General features: G+C 72.0%; 13 protein-coding genes. 10 read left to right on the top strand and 3 right to left on the bottom strand.

The annotated features are described in order from the left end of the window. Window positions 1-502 precede the first annotated feature (502 nt). Both CD790_RS34005 and CD790_RS34000 read left to right on the top strand, forming a co-directional pair. On the top strand, window positions 503-1,129 hold the full coding sequence (locus CD790_RS34005) for a hypothetical protein (protein WP_260868115.1): 627 nt from the start codon (window positions 503-505) through the stop codon (window positions 1,127-1,129). A 37-nt stretch (window positions 1,130-1,166) separates the two neighbouring features. Continuing rightward, window positions 1,167-3,839 carry a DEAD/DEAH box helicase gene (locus CD790_RS34000; RefSeq protein ID WP_144387244.1) on the top strand — a complete coding sequence of 891 codons (2,673 nt, stop codon included), beginning with the start codon at window positions 1,167-1,169 and terminating at the stop codon, window positions 3,837-3,839. A gap of 81 nt (window positions 3,840-3,920) precedes the next feature. On the opposite strand, the gene tpg is transcribed toward CD790_RS34000, so the two are convergent. After that, window positions 3,921-4,478: a telomere-protecting terminal protein Tpg gene (gene tpg, locus CD790_RS33995; protein ID WP_144387243.1), complete on the bottom strand. Its 558-nt coding sequence runs from the start codon at window positions 4,476-4,478 to the stop codon at window positions 3,921-3,923. Between the two features lie 12 nt (window positions 4,479-4,490). Next, window positions 4,491-6,722 (bottom strand): telomere-associated protein Tap, encoded by a 2,232-nt coding sequence (gene tap, locus CD790_RS33990; protein WP_144387242.1) that lies wholly within the window; start codon window positions 6,720-6,722, stop codon window positions 4,491-4,493. A 332-nt stretch (window positions 6,723-7,054) separates the two neighbouring features. Here tap and CD790_RS33985 point away from each other — a divergent pair, with 332 nt between their 5' ends. The 7 genes from CD790_RS33985 to CD790_RS33955 all read left to right on the top strand — a co-directional run bounded on the left by CD790_RS33985 (window position 7,055) and on the right by CD790_RS33955 (window position 14,124). Continuing rightward, window positions 7,055-8,485, top strand: coding sequence for a DNA-binding protein (locus tag CD790_RS33985; RefSeq protein WP_399218692.1), 1,431 nt, complete (start codon window positions 7,055-7,057; stop codon window positions 8,483-8,485). Window positions 8,486-8,608: 123 nt separating this feature from the next. Beyond that, window positions 8,609-9,367 (top strand): TnsA-like heteromeric transposase endonuclease subunit, encoded by a 759-nt coding sequence (locus CD790_RS33980; protein WP_144387241.1) that lies wholly within the window; start codon window positions 8,609-8,611, stop codon window positions 9,365-9,367. Beyond that, window positions 9,364-11,475 (top strand): Mu transposase C-terminal domain-containing protein, encoded by a 2,112-nt coding sequence (locus CD790_RS33975; RefSeq protein ID WP_144387240.1) that lies wholly within the window; start codon window positions 9,364-9,366, stop codon window positions 11,473-11,475. The genes CD790_RS33980 and CD790_RS33975 overlap by 4 nt, the downstream gene beginning before the upstream one ends. 74 nt (window positions 11,476-11,549) lie before the next feature. Then, window positions 11,550-12,518: a TniB family NTP-binding protein gene (locus tag CD790_RS33970; RefSeq protein ID WP_144387246.1), complete on the top strand. Its 969-nt coding sequence runs from the start codon at window positions 11,550-11,552 to the stop codon at window positions 12,516-12,518. Window positions 12,519-12,902: 384 nt separating this feature from the next. Then, window positions 12,903-13,376, top strand: coding sequence for a hypothetical protein (locus tag CD790_RS33965; RefSeq protein ID WP_144387239.1), 474 nt, complete (start codon window positions 12,903-12,905; stop codon window positions 13,374-13,376). Window positions 13,377-13,563: 187 nt separating this feature from the next. Further along, window positions 13,564-13,872, top strand: coding sequence for a hypothetical protein (locus tag CD790_RS33960; protein WP_144387238.1), 309 nt, complete (start codon window positions 13,564-13,566; stop codon window positions 13,870-13,872). Between the two features lie 15 nt (window positions 13,873-13,887). Then, a complete protein-coding gene (locus tag CD790_RS33955) occupies window positions 13,888-14,124 on the top strand; it encodes a hypothetical protein (RefSeq protein WP_144387237.1) in 237 nt (78 codons plus the stop codon). A gap of 153 nt (window positions 14,125-14,277) precedes the next feature. Here the strand turns inward: CD790_RS33955 and mobF are convergent, their stop codons facing one another. Further along, window positions 14,278-16,260: a MobF family relaxase gene (gene mobF / locus CD790_RS35115; RefSeq protein WP_186319398.1), complete on the bottom strand. Its 1,983-nt coding sequence runs from the start codon at window positions 16,258-16,260 to the stop codon at window positions 14,278-14,280. A gap of 282 nt (window positions 16,261-16,542) precedes the next feature. On the opposite strand from mobF, the gene CD790_RS33935 reads away from it, so the two are divergent. Beyond that, on the top strand, window positions 16,543-16,835 hold a 293-nt coding region (locus CD790_RS33935; RefSeq protein ID WP_144387235.1), incomplete at its 3' end, for a hypothetical protein.

Raw genomic sequence — 16,835 nt, 5'->3', positions numbered from 1 at the left:
TGCCCCGCTTCGCGGGGCAGTTGCGGTCGCTGCGCTCCCGCCGCCCCTCGCGATGCGAGGGGCGGCCCCCTCCGCTGCACTCCAGGGGCCGGTGAAGCCGGCCGCTGCGCGCCCGGCAGGCCGCGCATCGCGCGGCCGCGGCTGGCTGGGTGTCAGGTGCGGCTGTGGGGCCTCCAGTAAGCGAGTTGGGGAGTGCTCCGCACTCCCCAGGCGGGTCCGCTGCACTCCCCCGCCTGACGGTCCCTCCGGCTGCGCCTCCAGAACCGTTGAGGCCTGCTTCGCGGGCCAGGCTGGCTACGAAGGGGTGGGGGTCACTCGATCGTGCGGGTTCCAGTGTACCGCGTGCATCAGGTTGATGCAGCATGTACCGTTGGCGGAAACACGGGACACCCCCCAACCACCCGGGAACTCCCTGGAATTCTGAGAGGAACGACCGCAGATGACCGGTCACCACGAATCTACCGGACCCGATCCCGCGCTGAGCAGCGATTCTGTGCGCCGGGTGACGCAGTACCAGACGGCGGGGGTGAACGCCCGGTTGAAGGTGTTCGCGCTCCTGGAGGCGCAGGGCGTACCCGCGAGCGAGGCGGACGACCTGGTAGCCGCGCTGGAGGCCGGGGCGGTCGCTGGGGCGCAGTGCCAGGTGGTGGAGCTGGGCGGCATGGCGCCGGCCTCTCGAGGCCCGCTGTTCTCGGACGGCTGGGATGACGGCGTGACGGCCGTGATCGAGGCCCTGGTGGGCATCGCGGACCGGGAGTGGTCCCGGCGCGGCGGCCGGTCGGCCGGGGCCGCTGAACTGGCCGTACATATCGCGGACGTGAGGCAGCGTGAGCGGGCCGACCTGGTGCGGCTGGAGAGGTTCGTCCGGGAGAACGTGCTGCCGCGCACCCACCCGCACACCACGGCGCGCCGCCGGGTGCTGGAGGCCCTGGACGAGGCCGGCGGTCTGTGCACCGCGCGGACGCGGAACGCGGACGGGGACGTGGTGGTCTGCACGCTCGATGCCGGGCACTACGACCCGGACGACAAGCCGCCCTTCAAGGACGGAAAGCCGGGCGGCTGGCACAAGGCGGATGCGTCGATCTGGAACGACTTGGGCGCGGCCTGCATTCCGCATGCGGCCCTCTGAAAGACCACAGGAATTGACCGCTCGGGGAGGCAAGGAAATGTCAGCGATTCAGCTCAAGGAACACCAGGTAGATCAGCGGTCCGCGTTTCGCAGGTGGGTGGGATTCCCTGCAAGGTCATCTGTTCCCCCGCAGGGTGCCCGGGGCACGATCGTGTCAGCGACCGGCTCGGGTAAGACGGTCACGGCCGCCGCGTGCGCTCTGGAGAGCTTCGCGGACGGCCGGATCCTCGTGACCGTCCCCACCCTGGACCTGCTCGTCCAGACTGCCCAGGCGTGGCGCCTGGTGGGCCACACCGCCCCCATGGTCGCGTGTGCTCGGCTGGAGAACGACCCGGTCCTGAACTCGCTGGGAGTGCGCACCACCACCAACCCGATCCAGCTCGCTCTGTGGGCCGGGTCCGGGCCCGTGGTCGTGTTCGCCACGTACGCCTCGCTGGTGGACCGCGACGACCCGGAGGACCCGACGGGGCAGCGGAAGGTTCGCGGGCCGCTGGAGGCCGCCCTGGCGGGCGGAGAGCGGCTCTACGGGCAGCGCATGGACGGCTTCGACCTCGCCATCGTGGATGAAGCGCACGGAACCGCCGGTGATCTTGGTCGGCCGTGGGCGGCGATCCACGACAACGCCCGGATCCCCGCCGACTTCCGGCTCTATCTCACCGCGACCCCGCGCATCCTCGCCGCGCCCCGGCCTCAGAAGGGTGCGGAGGGGCAGGAGCTGGAGCTGGCATCGATGGGCCGGGACTCCGAGACCTACGGGCCGTGGCTGGCCGAGCTCGGGCTCTCGGAGGCCATCGAGCGGGGCATCCTCGCCGGGTTCGAGATCGACGTGCTGGAGATCCGCGACCCCTCCCCGGTCTACGGGGAGTCGGACGATGCGCTGCGGGGCCGGCGCATGGCGCTCCTGCAGACCGCGCTCCTGGAGCACGCCGCGAGGTGGAACCTGCGCACCGTGATGACGTTCCACCAGAAGGTGGAGGAAGCCGCCGCATTCGCGCAGAAGCTGCCCGAGACCGCCGCCGAGCTGTACATGAACGACGCCTCCGATGAGGACCTGGCGAAGGCGGAGAAGCTGCCCGCGTCGTCGATCGGCGCGAAGTTCTACGAGCTGGAGGCCGGCCGCCACGTCCCGCCGGACCGGGTGTGGTCGGCGTGGCTGTGCGGCGACCACCTCGTCGCCGAGCGGCGCGAGGTCCTGCGCCAGTTCGCCAACGGTATCGACGCCAACAACCGGCGCGTGCACCGCGCGTTCCTCGCCTCCGTGCGTGTACTCGGGGAAGGCGTCGACATCACCGGCGAACGCGGCGTGGAGGCCATCTGCTTCGCCGACACCCGCGGCTCCCAGGTCGAGATCGTCCAGAACATCGGCCGCGCGCTGAGGCTCAACAAGGACGGCAGCACCAAGGTGGCGCGGATCATCGTGCCCGTCTTCCTCCAGCCCGGCGAGGAACCGACCGACATGGTCGCCTCCGCCAGCTTCCGCCCCCTCGTAGCGGTCCTCCAGGGCCTGCGCTCGCACGATGAACGTATGGTCGAGCAACTCGCCTCCCGCGCCCTCACCAGCGGCAAGCGCAAGGTCCACCTGCGGCGGGACGAGGACGGGCGCATCATCGGGGCCGGCGGCACGAGCGACGACGAGGACAAGGAGACCGGCGACACCGACGCCGCCGCCGAGTCCGCCCTACTCCACTTCTCCAGCCCGCGCGACGCGGCAACCATCGCAGCCTTCCTCCGTACGCGCGTGTACCGGCCCGAGTCGCTGGTGTGGCTGGAGGGCTACGAAGCCCTGCTGCGCTGGCGCAGGGAGAACGAGATCACCGGCCTGTACGCCGTCCCGTACGACACCAACGTCGAGGTCGGCGTCACCAAGGACTTCCCCCTTGGGCGGTGGGTGCACCAGCAGCGCAAGACGCTGCGCGCCGGGGAGCTCGATCCGCACCGCAAGGAGCTGCTGGACGGGCCCGAGGCCGGGATGGTGTGGGAGCCGGGCGAGGAAGCATGGGAGAACAAGCTCGCCGCGCTGCGCTCGTACCGGCGGGCCATGGGGCACCTCGCACCGCGCCAGGACGCGGTGTGGGGCGAGGGCACCGAGATGGTGCCGGTCGGGCAGCACATCGCCAACCTCCGGCGGAAGGGCGCGAAGAACGGCCTGGGCAAGGACCCGGAGCGGGCCGCCGTACGCGCGGCGCAGCTCACCGCGATCGACCCGGACTGGGACTGCCCATGGCCGCTGGACTGGCAACGCCACTACCGGGTGCTCGCCGACCTCGTCGACACCGACGGGGCGCTCCCCTACATCGCGCCGGGCGTCATCTTCGACGGCGACGACATCGGACGGTGGCTCCAGCAGCAGCGCAAGCCGGGCACCTGGGCTCAGCTGCTCCCCGAGCAGCAGGAGCGGCTGTCGAAGCTGGGCGTGCAGCCCGCTCGGGCCTCGTCTCCCGCCCCGGCGGCGCCCCGCGCGACGAAGGGCCCGAGCAAGGCACAGCAGGCGTTCCAGCGCGGTCTGACGGCCCTCACACAGTGGGTCGAGCGGGAAGGCGCCAACCGGCCCGTGCCGCGCGCCCACGCCGAGGAGATCGCCGTCGACGGCGGGACGGAGCCGGTGACCGTGAGGCTGGGCGTATGGGTCTCGAACACCAAAAGCCGCCGCGACAAACTCACCCAGGAACAGCTGACCGCGCTGCGGGAGCTCGGCGTGCATTGGGGGTGAAACTGGCGCTCGGCCGGGTGACCGGACCCAGACAAGGGAACGTCCCGGTTCCCGGAGCTCGCGCAGTCAAGATGATGCGGGTCAGAGGTCGAACTCCAGGTGCTCGATGTCGGCGAAGCGGACCTCCTCCAGCTGGCCGGCGCGGCGGCCACCGTCCTGGAAGTACACCTCCTTGAGCGCTTCGGCGGCGATCTGCTGGAGCTGCTGGTCGGTGGCGCCGGCCTCCTGGGCGTCGAAGAGGCGAGCGGCGTAGCGGGGTGGCAGGGCGACCGTCAGGTGCCGGAGCCGGTCCTCGTCCGTCGTGCCGATCGGGGCGGTGTAGCCGATCCGGGCGCGGGTGTCGATGACGATGCCGCCGGTGGTCGCCGCCTTCTGCCGGGCCTTGGCCCGGATCTGCGGCTGCCACCGCTTCTTCACCTCGCCTTCCAGGCGGGCAGCGAGGTCGGGCCGGGGCTTCTTGATCTGGTCCTTCACGTACCGCTCGACGGTGCGCTGGGAGATCCGCAGCAGCTGGGCGGCTGCCTTCGTGCCCTTGAGCTGCTTGACCAGGTAGCGCATCTGTGCGGGCGCGCTCTTCGGTGCCGGGCGGGTGAATGCCTTGTGCACCGCGGCGTCCAGGCCGTCCCCGAACAGGCTCATCGTCCCCTTCTCCTATTCTCCGTTGTCGGCGTCGGTGACGGTGCCGTCCTTGATGTACCGGGCGAGGTTGAGTTCCGGGGCGTTGAACCGTTCCCGGACTTCCTCGCCCCACAGGACGGGCTGGGTGCCCTCGTGCTTGACCAGGCCGGGGTTGACGCCGAGCTTGAAGCCGCCGGGCAGCGGCTTGCCCTCCCGGTAGGGCAGGAAGTCCAGCGGGCTGGTGCCGTTGGCCGCGTACACGACGCAGTCCGACAGGATCGCGATCGGGTACTGGCCGGTGAACGCCGCGTGCTTGACGATCTTGCGGTGCAGGTTGATGCGGGTGCGGGAGATGACCGCCGCGCGGATGTCCGGCCGCCAGGTCGGCCGGGACAGGGCGCGCCACGGCTCGCCCGGCCGCCAGCCCTCTCCCCGGGGGCGCTCGCGCAGCTTGCCCAGTCCGCCCTTGACCGTGGCCTTGATCGCTGAGACGACGATCGCCAGCTCCGGGTCACGGTCCTTGTAGCCGTCCATCGCGGCGAGGAAGTCGGCCGGGGCGAGGTCGGCGTCGACGCCGAGGTCGGCCATCGTGGCGAGGTAGGCGTCGCGCAGCCGCTGGTACCAGCCGTCCAGGTACCGGCCGTTGTCGTACCGGACCCACGCCTCGGTCGGCCGGACCTCATAGCCGAGCTCCACCGCGTACGCCACCGTCGGCGTCGCGTACCAGGCCGGCCCCGTCGGAGCCTCGCCCTTCGGCGTGAACGGGGAGGGCAGCAGCGACCCGTCCAGCTCCACCCACTCCTTGCCGACCTTCACGTGGGACAGGTCGACGGGGGAGAGATCTACCAGCCAGCTGCCGGGCAGCTTCGGGTCGAACACCGGGTTCTTCACGTGCGTGGGCGCGCCGAGGCCGACGGTCAGCCCGTTGGCGCCGGCGGCGAAGGCCATGTTGACGTCGATGCCGACCAGGTGGCGCAGGGTGCACTCGGCGTCGGTCATCGGCCGCGCCCAGTCGTACGCCTCCTCGAACAGCTTCTCCGCCGGTCCGCGGACGTGGAAGCGCGGCAGGTCCGCCAGGAGCGGGTGCCCGTCGGGGGCCTCGCACGGCGCGCAGTCCACCGGGTCCTTGCCCAGCGAGCCGGGGTTGTGCTCGGAGTGCCGCTTGCCGTCGGCGTCCGGCTCGGACGCGCGGGTCGCCGGGTGCAGCGCGGTCATCAGCTCCAGGCCGGTCACGGCCGTGGAGCCGCGCGGCGTCATCACCCGCGACGCATACACGCCCAACACCCGGGCGAGGTCCGCAGGCGGGAGCTGCCAGGCGTCGCCCCAGTGCCGGGTGTCCAGCGCGTTCCACGACGGGATGCACAGCTGCACGCACTGGCGGTCCGATCCCTTGGCGGGGCGGTAGATCCGCGCCCACGGCCCGAACCCGCGCTTCGTCAGCTGCCAGTCGGCGCGGGTCAGCTGCTTGATGACCTTGTGGTTCTCCGGGATGCGCCCGGCGAGGCGCTCCTCGTCGGTGAGGGTGACCGGGAGGCCGTAGCGCTCCAGCGCGGCCTCGGTGAGCACGAGCAGCGGGTCGGCGTCCTTGCCAGGGCCGGACAGCTTCGGCTGACCGAGCTTCGCCTCCTTGAGGGTCCAGTCCACCAGGGACGGCAGGGACTTGGCGGGCACGTGAAGGACCAGGCCGCCGGTGCAGTACGCCAGGCCCTGCCCGTCAGCGTCAACGTCCAGGACCGCCAGCGGACCGTTCTCGAACCGCGGGTCGATGCCGCCCGCCGGCGCTGCCTTCCGCGCGCCCGGACGGCGGGTCGTTGACGTCGGCCCGGCGGTGCGCGCCGGACAGGATGCGGTCGCCGGAGGGGCGGTGGGGGCAGGGGGCTGGGTGCTCTGGTGTGCCGTCGTCATGGCCGCAGCCCCGCGGGCCGGGCCTGTGTGCAGAGTCCGAGCTTCCGGCGCAGGGGCCGCGGGGCCAGGGAACATCGCCGGTACCGCCGCATCCTCCTCCGTCGCATCGGTGTTGGCCGTGGCGGGGTAGAGCTTCGCGAGCCCATCGAGAAGCCGCGCGTACGCGTCGCGCTCCGGCGGGCGGGGCTCGGTCTTGCCGGACTCCCAGCCGGACACCGTGGCCCGGCGCACCTTCAGCGCGGTGGCCACTTCGTCGATCGTCAGGCCGTGCGCGGCACGCAACCTCTTCCGTTCCGCCGGCGGCGGAAGGACAGCGCGGGACGCGAGCAGCGCATCGACCGCGTCGAACAACTCGGACATGAAAGCACCTCCGGACCGGGAGCCTATCCTATGAAGCGTACGATACGCGTACGTTCACCGTACGAATTGCGTACGGTGAACGTACACTTGCCTGGTTGGTTTTGAAACGTGAACAGCTCGATCCGCTCCTGAGCCGCAGGCCCCACCGGTATGGAGGACTGGCAGCGAGGGGAGACGTTGCCCGAGTCGGAGGGACGGCTCCGCCGGCTGCACGTCCCCGCACGCAGTCGTCGGAGGGACTATCAGCCCTCCGCACCCCTTGTGTGCTTGATCCGCTGGGCATCTGCTGGGAAAGTGCCCGCCCGGGAGGGCGAACACGGCACTGTGGTGGAGTGATCCATCCCCCCGGCCACCTGAGGACCGCTCCCCTGCAGGGAGAAACGACCTCCTCGCTGATCTGCCGCGTCGCGAGCCGCTACGGGCTGGAAGCGAAGGTGTTGCGATCCTGTTGGCACTGGTGCAACCCCCAGCCCAAGCGCGACGGCGGGGGCGCGCGGCCCGACGCCGATGTGCTGCTGAACGCAGCCGGGCGCCAGCTCCTGGCAGGCCTGTGCGGCGTCAGGGAAGACGTTTTGGCACGGGCGTTGCCGTCCTGGGGACAGGAGGACGCCAGGCTGGGCGTCAAAGAAGATGGTGTGCCGGCGGCGGCGTGGCGGATCGGCGGCGCAGTCGTCGGGCCGGCAGCGTTCGGCTGCCGGCTGTGCGCCGCCCGGCGTACGGGGACGGCCGTGCAAGTGGTGCGGTACGCCCCGCGGTGGGATCGGGTGTGCGTACGGCACGGGCGGTGGCTCTTGGACGCGGACGCCGACCAGCCTCGTGAGTACCTGGACGTGCGGCACCTGCCGGAGATGGTCGGGGCGCAGCGGCGGTGGACGGGGGTGGCGCGGCGGGCCGTGCGGGCTGGGGCCGAGCCGGAGCGGGTGTTCGCTTTGGCGCATGCGGTGGTCGCGCGGTGGTGGGACCATGCCTTGCACTGGGAGCGGGAGACGATCTGGCCGCGGCGGCTGCATCAGGTCGCGGGTGGTGACGCCGGGTCGGAGTTTGAGTGGTGGCGGATCGTGGGGCGAGATGCGGTCGTCTTTCCCGAGGTGGTGGCGGTCGCCGACGCTCTGCTGGATCCGGAGATGGCCGAGCTGGTGTGGGTGGACAGTGGTGCTGGGCGGCCGCGGGCGCTGCCCGCCGACGGGATGTTCTGCCGCCGGCTCGGGGAGCGGGTCGGGCGCGCGTGGCTTGGGCCGTTGGCGGCGACGGATCACGGCGGTCCGCTGATCGCGTGGATGGGCAGCGTCATCCGCCGGCGCCGCGGAGCCGGCGGCCCGCCGGGGTACGCGAACGATCCCTGGTGGGTGCGCCAGGAGCACCAGCCGGTAACCATGGCCGGGCAGTTGCGCGTGCTCGGCAAGGAGAAACGGGCGCCGGGCTCGGGGACGATGTGGCGGGCGGTGGTGCCGCCCGAGCAGCGGGCGCGGATCATCAGCCTCATCGACAGTGCCGAGGAACAGTTGCTTCAGCTGCGCGGCGTGCAGAGCGGGCCGACCGCCGAGGTCGCCCGGCAGCTGCTGCGCGGTCTCGCTCACAGTGCCGGTCTGATCGAGGCGGCCTGGAAGCGGACCGCGGTGGCGGCGGTGAACGGCGGAGTGCCATGGGAGGAGGTGGCACGGTGGGCGGACATGCCCGCCGAGGCCCTCAGGAGCATGCTGACGGCAGGCGGGCAGGAAGACGGCGGCGGAGAACGACGGGACGGGGCGTCGGCTGTTAGCTGATAGGGCACTCGTTTGTGGCAGAAATCCTGAAAACAGCGGCGGCTGCCGGCGGGAGCGGCTTGGCTGACGCAGGTGATCAGCACAGGGGCGACCCGGCCTGGAGGTCGGGCAGGGCGAGCGGCCGTGGATCGAGGGAGCGGGTTCGAGGCGGTGTTCCTCGATCCGGTGGGGCAGTCGGTCCAGCAGCGGTGGGCGGATGCCGCCATGACCGTGGCGTTCGAGGAGTTGCCGCCGGTGTCGGCGTTCCCGGTGATCCCGGGGCGACGCTGGGGGCCGGGGCTGTGGTGGTCGGCGACCACCGGGCGGCACGTGGCTGCGGGGTCGAACGCGATGCGTACCCAGCTGATGGTCTTGGACCGCGACCCTGACGTGACCGGGCTCGCGGGGCGTCCGGTACGGCTGCTGTGGCGGGACGGACGGGACCGGGTGCGCTCCTGGGTGCCGCAGCTGTTCGCCCGGTACCGCGACGGCACGGGTCTGCTGGCCGACTGCCCCAGCCACCCGGAAGCCGGCGGCGACCGCGCGGTGAGGGCGGCCGAAGCGGTGGGCGCGGCGTGTGAGGAGATCGGCTGGACCTACCGGCGCCTTGCGCCGCTCGACGATGTGCCGGCCGCCAATCTGAAGTGGCTGGCCGGCTACCGCCATCCCCGCAACGCCGGCCGGCTGGGCCTGATGCCCGCTGTTGTGGAGGCGTTCGCGCGGCCTCGGCCGCTGCTGGAGGGAGCCGAAGCTGTCGGTGACCCGATCGAGGTGCTTCCCGTCGTCTTTCACGCCCTGTGGCACGGACAGCTCACGACGGACCTGGAGGCGCCGCTGCACGAGTGCGTTCTCGTCGGCCCCAGGGACAGGAACGGTCTGGGCGAGACGGGAGGTGCCGGGTGAGCGCGCGGCGCAATGCGCGGCCGGCCGTGGCGGTCGGGGCGCATGTCCGGTTCCGCGGTGTGAAGTGGCAGGTGGCCGCCCTGTCCGGGCAGACCGTTCACCTCGTCGGCCCGGACGGCGGCGGTGAGGCGGTGCTCGCCGGGTACCTGTTCGCCGACCCAGGCTTCAGCGTCATCGGGGCCGACGTGCCGCAGGCGGCCCCGCAGTGGGGGCTGTTCGAGACCGCGCCCGCCGCGGCGCGGAACAAGGCTCTGGCCTGGCAGCGGCACGTGAGAGAGGTCGAATGCGGCCTTGCCGACGGGCCCGGCAGCGGTGGAGTGGTGCGGGAGCAGTACGATCCCGCACGGCACACGCTGGCCGAACGGGAGCAGGCCAAGGCCGAGGAGCTGACCGCCCTCGGCTTCGGTCGGGTGTCGCGCACCACGGTGCAGCGCATGCGCCTGGCCTACCGCAAACAGGGCCTGTGGGGGCTGCTCGACCACCGCACCACCCGCGCCTCCAGCCCCACCGGGCGCTCCGACGAACGGGTCGTCGCCGCCGTCCGCGAGGCGCTGCGCCGCCGGCGCGGACGTTCCAAAGGCACCATCAACGGCCTGTTCCCACTGATCAACCAGATCCTTCAGGACCGGCACGGCCCCGGTGCGGTGCCCGTGCCGTCCCAGGCCACGCTGTACCGGCTCGTCACCTCCCTCGCCCGCCCCGGTGAACTGCCCAGTGGTCCGGTGCGGCAGGTGCCCGCGAGCGTCGAGGGGCGGGCTTTCACCCCCGCCATGGCGCTGCGGCCGGGCGAGCAGGTCCAGATCGACACCACCCGCCTGGATGTTCTGGCCCTCTTCGACGACGGGCGCCTGGCCCGGCCCGAGCTGACCATCGCCGTCGACGTCGCCACCCGCGCCATCCTGGCCGCCGTGCTGTGCCCGAGCGCGACCAAGGCCGTGGACGCGGCCCTGCTGCTGGCGGAGATGGCCGTCCCGCACCCAGCCAGGCCGACCTGGCCGGACATCCTGCGCATGGACCACGCCCGCGCGCTCCCCCACCAGCGGCTGGCCACGCTGGATGAGCGCCTGGCCGGTGCGGCGGCCCGGCCGGTCGTGTTGCCCGAGACGATCGTCGTCGACCGGGGCAAGGTTTTCGTCTCCGCCGCGTTCACCGCCGCCTGCGAGACCCTCGGCATCAGCGTCCAGCCCGCCCCGCCCCGCGCTCCCACCGCGAAGGGCATCGTCGAGCGGACCTTCGGCTCCATCAACGCCCTGTTCTGCCAGCACCTGCCCGGCTACACCGGCTCCGACGTCACCCGCCGCGGCCCCGACACCGAGAAAGACGCCTGCTACAGCGTCGCCCAACTGCAAGACCTCCTCGATGAATGGCTGGTGCACTACCACCACCGGCCCCACGAAGGCCTGCGCCACCCGATGATGCCCAGGAAGGCACTCACCCCGAATGAGATGTGGGCCGCGCTCGTCGCCGTCACCGGACACGTCCCCGTCCCGCTGACCGGGCGCGACTACCTCGAACTGCTGCCCGTGCGCTGGCAGGCCATCACCCCCGCCGGCATCACCATCCACCACCGCACCTACGACGCGGATCTCCTCGCCCCGCACCGCGGCCAGGCCTCCCCCGTCGCCGGCCGCGGCGGGAAATGGGAGATCCACTACAACCCCCACGATGTCCGCCAGATCTGGATCCGGCTTCCCAACGGCGAACTCACCGAGATTCCGTGGATCCACCGCGACCACGTCCACCGGCCCTTCGACGAACGCACCTGGCAGCACATCCGCACCCAGGCCGTTGACGGCAACCACGGTGACGCCGAGCAGTACGAAGCCGACCTCGCCGACGCCCTCGACCAGCTCATGCGCCGCGTCCACAGCGGCCACGCCACCAAAACGGAGCAGGTCCTCATGGCCCGCACCGCTCACATCCCGCTCCCCACAGCCCGCGATGGGGACCACGACACCGAAGCACCCGCCGACAGCCCGGCGCGGCAAGGCGACGAAGGCAACGACGACAGCATCGACGACCTCGACGACCTGCCCGACGACGTCAGCCCCGCCCCGGCCGCCGGATTCGGGCTCTACAACGCGCACGAGGAAGCCGCCACATGGTGAACCCCAGCCAGACAAACGCGAGCAGCACACAAGGCGGCACCGACGACAGCGGCGAGACCGAGCCGTCCTGGCCCCTGACCACCTGGCAGGGCTGGCACCGCTTCGCCACCACCGACCCGCCCACCCCTCCCCGCCCCGGCGACCCGCCCCGCAACACAGAGGAACGCCTGGCCTACCACTCCGCGTTCGTCACCATCCGCACCCCCGCCATCCACACCCTCGCCACCCAGGTCCGCACCCTGATGATCCTCGGCCGCCACCAGCAGACCACCGCCCGGCCCTCACTGATCGTCACCGGACCCGCCGCAGCAGGGAAAACCACGGCCCTGCTCAACGTCGGCCGCACCTGCCACCTCGCCCACATCCGCAAGAACCCCGCACCGCCCGGATCAGCGCACGCAGTGGTACCCGTCGCGTATGTCCTGGTCCCGCCCGGCGCGACCGCGAAAACCCTCGTCACCGAGTTCGCCCGCTACCTCGGCATCCCCGTCACAGCCCGCATGACCCAAACCCAGATCACCGACGCCGTCTGCCACACCTACACCCAAGCCGGTGTACAGCTGGTGATGATCGACGAGATCCACCGCCTCAACCCCCGCACCACCACCGGCGCCCAAACCGCCGATCTGATCAAAGACCTCAGCGAACGTCTGCCCGCCACGTTCGTCTACGCCGGCATCAACGTCACCGACACACCCCTGTTCACCGGCGTGCGAGGAGCCCAACTCGCCGGACGCGCCACCCTCGTCGACTGCGGTCCCCTCCCCGCCCGCCACGGCACCCGCCACCCGTTCCGCGATGTCATCACCGACATCGAAAACGCCCTCGATCTCACCCACCACACACCCGGCGCCCTCCCCCGCCACGCCCCCTACCTCCACCAGCGCACCGCAGGCCGCATCGGGTCCCTCACCCGCCTCATCCGCCAAGCAGCCATCACCGCCATCCACGACGGCACCGAACGCATCACCAAACGATCACTCGAAGCCATCCGAATCGACCACCTCGCCGAAACCCACCACCGCCCCCGCCGAGGCCGATAGGCCTACCTGCCAGGCAGGCAGAACAGCCCTGACCAGCACAAACACCAAACGAGCCATTACACGCTAGAACTACCTACAACAGACCCAGCCCCGCTCAGCACAGAACACATAACCCCAGCCCACACACCCCGGCCACCCCCGTCGAACCGCCAACTCCGCCTCTCAACGAACCCACAACACCCCAGGCCACCAACGACCCGGCACACCAACAAACCCCCCTCCGAGCGTTACCACACCTGGATCTCCGAGAGCAGCCCCCCGCACGGGTCCGAGCCGCGGTTCGAGGACGGCTGGTTCGCCAGGGTCCGCGACGTCGCCAGCTACCTGCTGCGCATCGCCGACACCACCGCCACCACCGGGCGCGGGCGCGCCGCCTCCAGCGCCATGCTGCTCGCCCACGTTCAGCAGCCGGTCTCCCCCGCCCTGGAGGAAGCGCCGGCGGACGAACAGGCCCCGGCGCCGCCGCTGGAGGCGAGGGACGTCCTGGCGGTGGCGGAACGCTTCCCGTGGGCCCTGGCCGCGCCGGACGAGCGCCACTGGCCGGACGGGGAGTTCCTGGACGTCGCCCTGAGCGCGGTGCGCACCGAGGAACGCGAGGGGTACATCGAGCGCCTGGAGGCGTTCGTGGAGCAGCACCGCGCCCGCCTGGAGGAGCTGCTGCGCGCGTACGGGCCGGGCAGCAGGCCCGCCTCGCACGGCCGGTACGCGCTGATCGGGCAGCCCGAGACCCTGGTCATCCTGGAGCGGATGGAGACCCACCCGTTCGGTCTGCGCGCCCAGTGGGAGAAAGAGCTGGAGACCGTCCTGCTGGACGACCTCGAGTTCGCGTGGGGGCCACGCATCCGCCTCAGCCGGTGAGCAGCCGGGAACCAGCAGCGGGGCCGGACAGGGTGATCCTGTCTGGCCCCGCTGTCGTCGGGTCGGGAGGCTTGCCCAGGGTGACCTTGGGCTTGCCCGCACCCGCCGGCGGCTTGCCCGGCTCAGCGGCGCAGGCGCGAGAGCCAGCCGGTGGCCTTCTGCTCGGGCACGGGGGGCCGCCGACTACGTGGAACTGGTCTGGCGGTACCAGGACACTGAGCAGGACAAGGCCGCGCTCGCGGAGTTCGAGGCCGACGGCCCCGAGCTGGCGCGTCTGATCGGCGAGTTCGGCACGCTGCTGCTGGCCGACTACATCACCGCCGTGCCCGACGAGCACGCCGACTGCGAGTCCGCCTACGCCCTGCGTCGGCCGGTGTCGGCTCGGCGGCCCTCGGAGGCGATGCGCGAGGAGCAGGCCCCTGGCGCTGGCGCACGCGGTGCACTCCGCACCCGGTGCACAGCGCTGACCGCACCACCGCACCACCGCACCGGGTAGGAGCGCACCGGTGCGGTGGAGCGCACCGACCCGGTGCGCACTGGTGCGGTGGAGCGCCCATCCAGTGCGCACCGCGTCCAACCCGTGCGCACCACGATGCGCACCGTCGTCCAGCCGGTGCGTCTCCACTCGGTGGGCGGTGCGCGCACCGGTGCGGCCGGCGCGCGGGAGTGGTGCCCACCGGGTGGACGCCGTGCGGTGGAGTGGGCCCGGGTGGAGGCGGTGGAGGCGGTGCGTTTCTCCTTGACCTGAGCTGAGGTCAAGGAGAAACGCACCGAGTGGAGGCGCGGCCCCACTCCCATCGATGGCGTCCACTCCCGCACGGTGGGCTCCACTCGGTGGAGTGGACGCGGGGCGTCGTCGTCGGTGCGCACCACCGCGCCGGGTGCGCGCCATCGGGTCCGCTCAGTGGCCGGCCTCCCGGCCGCGGTGCGGTCCGGGTTGCTGCGGGCGGTGCGCCTGCTGGTCGTCCGGGCGCACCGGGCTCGTCGGGCGCACCGCGCTGGCGTCGGCCTGTGCGGTGTGGCGGTCCGAGCGGGCGCGGGCTTCGTCGCCCACCTTGGCGAACGCGTCCTGGAGGTGGCGCAGGCGTTCGGCGGTGAGATCGAGGGCTTCCATGTCCGTGCGGGATGCCCGCAGGGCCCGCAGCGCCGTCAGGTCCAGCGCATCTCGGCGGCCGGGCTTCTGCTCCTGGTCGTCGTGTTCGGGGTCGGCCGGCTCGGGCGCGAGCAGTTGCTCGGGCATCGCCGCCTGCTGGTGGGCGACGACGTCGTACGCCCGGCCCCGCACGGCGGTGGCGGTGGTGGTGGTGCGCAGCTTCTCGCGGACCACCACGCCGGCGAGGACGGCGCGCTCGTACTGGAGCGGGATGCGGGGGATCTCCCACTCCCCCGCGTCCTGGCCCGAGGGCCGGGGTTCGGCTGGCTCGCCGGGATCGGCCGGGGGCTGCCGGTCCGGGTCGGGCGCAGGGGTGGGTGGGCGGCGGCGGGCGGGGAGGTCGGACAGGGACCACCGGGCGGTGTAGAGGCGATAGTCCGACAGCAGGCCGATCGTGGTTGTCGGCTCGCTGATGTCCAGGCAGTGGGTGGAGATGGCGGCGGCCACGATCTGGTCGTCCAGGCCGGGGGCGCGGCGGCGGCCGCGCAGGACCAGGGCGAGATGGCGGCGGGCTTCGGCGAGCAGGTGCCGGCGGTGGAAGCGCCCGCCCTCGTTCATCACGAACACCGTCGCGGCGACGTCGACGGCCGCCAAGGCGACGTCGACCTCGGCCGCGACACGGGCCCGGATCGCGGCAGCCGCGGCGCGGGCGTGCTCGAGGAGGGAGTTGATGACGTCGACGGCGACCTTGGAGGTGAGGATCGCGCTCACCTTCCACCAGACGCGCAGCTGCGCGAGCGGCTGGGTATTCCGCTTGGGCGGGCGGGTCTTGCGGGCGGCGATCTGGCTCATCTTGGCGCGGGCCCGCTCCGAGACCACGGGCAGGAACTTCAGCTCACCGTCGTCGTCGACGGCGGTGACGTACTCGTGCTCCAGCTCGGCCAGGCAGGCGGCGATCTGGTCGCTGCGCCGGGAGGTCCAGCGGATCAGCTCGTGCGGCACCCCGGCAATCTCCATCACCGGCCGGCGCCCCGGCGTGACGATGCGCGGCTCGGTCGCCAGCCCCAGCTCCTCGCAGACCTCCGCGGCCACCAGCTCGTTGTAGAGCGCGGAGGCCGCCACCGTGTTCTCGTGCAGGGCCAAGGTGTGGATCGACCCCCACTTCCCGTCCAAGCGCTGCCCCTTCACCGACAGCAGCAAATGGTCATGAAGCAAGGGCCGCCCGGAGCGAGCCTCGTAGTGACGGAAGCGGGCGGCGACCAGACCGCCGGGCGGCCGCACCCGGTAGACGCCGTCCTTGCCGTACCGGATCACCGCCACCTCGTCCTCGATCCACTCCAGCACCCGCTCGATCGCCCGCTCGTGCGCGGCCTCGATCACCAGACGGGTCTCCTCATCCCCGAACGCCCACAGGAGGTAGATCGTCGGCTGCGGCCGGAAGACGAAGTCGACCCCTGTGACCGTCACGCGGCGTCCGAGGGCGCCGGCCTTGAACGCCTTCTTCGGGGAGTCGCCCGCGGCGAGCCGCTCGGCCTCGATCCGGTCCGCGTCCGGGTGCCGGCCCCGCTCGCCGAACAGGTTCCGCAGCTGCGCCTCCGTGACTTCCTCACCCGGTGCGAGTCCGAGCACGGCAAGTCCCCGGCCCATCCAGCGCCCGGCCGGGACCCCGGCTTGCTCCTGGGCGGCGCGCAGCGGCGTGCGGGCCGGGCGGCGGCCGTCGCCGACGACGGTCTCGCGGAGGTAGTAGCGGTACATCTGACCGGCCCGGACGACCCTGATATCCACTGTCATGCAGACCACGCCACACGGCTCTGACCTGCAAGAAAAGGCCGATCAGCAGGGCGTCCCGCCAGGCGGGAGCAGCGGCCGAACTTTCTTCTCAGGTGCCCGCTGGGCGGGAAGCGGCCCCGGGCCGGACGCGAATGTCATCGCTCTCCGGCAGCACGCACACCACGACCCGAACAACACCAACAAGCACCACCGAGCACCACCACGCGCCAAGGAACGAGCACCGCCTACAGCAGCCCCCGGCAACCACCGGGGGCTTCGTCGTGCTGCCCGGAGGAGACCACCGTGCCCACCTTCGAGACCCGCCCCCGCTTCACCGCCGACCTCCAGCACCTCACCCCCGCCCAGCGCCGCCGCTTCCGCCGCGTCGTCCTGGACGCCTTCGTCCCCGACCTGCGCACCGGCCGCCAGTTCCGCCCCGGCTTACGCATCAAGGGCGTCCGCTGCGCCCCGGGCGTCTACGAGCTCACCTGGGCGCCGGACGGCCGCGCCACGTGGTCGTACGGCGGGGAGAAGGTCGCCGGGCTCCCCCACATCGTGTGGCACCGGATCGGCACCCACGACATCCTCACCGGCCC

The sequence above is a fragment of the Streptomyces sp. SAJ15 genome (genome assembly GCF_007595705.1).
Taxonomy (GTDB): Bacteria; Actinomycetota; Actinomycetes; order Streptomycetales; family Streptomycetaceae; genus Streptomyces.
Note: the sequence above shows the minus strand (reverse complement) of the source record. Positions and strands in the feature narration are given on the sequence as shown.

What these genes read in the sequence shown, in the direction of transcription:
- tpg (WP_144387243.1), bottom strand. Translation starts at nt 4,478, where the DNA reads ATGAGCCTGTTCGGGGACGGCCTGGACGCCGCGGTGCACAAGGCATTC.
- mobF (WP_186319398.1), bottom strand. Translation starts at nt 16,260, where the DNA reads ATGACAGTGGATATCAGGGTCGTCCGGGCCGGTCAGATGTACCGCTAC.
- CD790_RS34000 (WP_144387244.1), top strand. Translation starts at nt 1,167, where the DNA reads ATGTCAGCGATTCAGCTCAAGGAACACCAGGTAGATCAGCGGTCCGCG.
- CD790_RS33965 (WP_144387239.1), top strand. Translation starts at nt 12,903, where the DNA reads ATGCTGCTCGCCCACGTTCAGCAGCCGGTCTCCCCCGCCCTGGAGGAA.
- tap (WP_144387242.1), bottom strand. Translation starts at nt 6,722, where the DNA reads ATGTCCGAGTTGTTCGACGCGGTCGATGCGCTGCTCGCGTCCCGCGCT.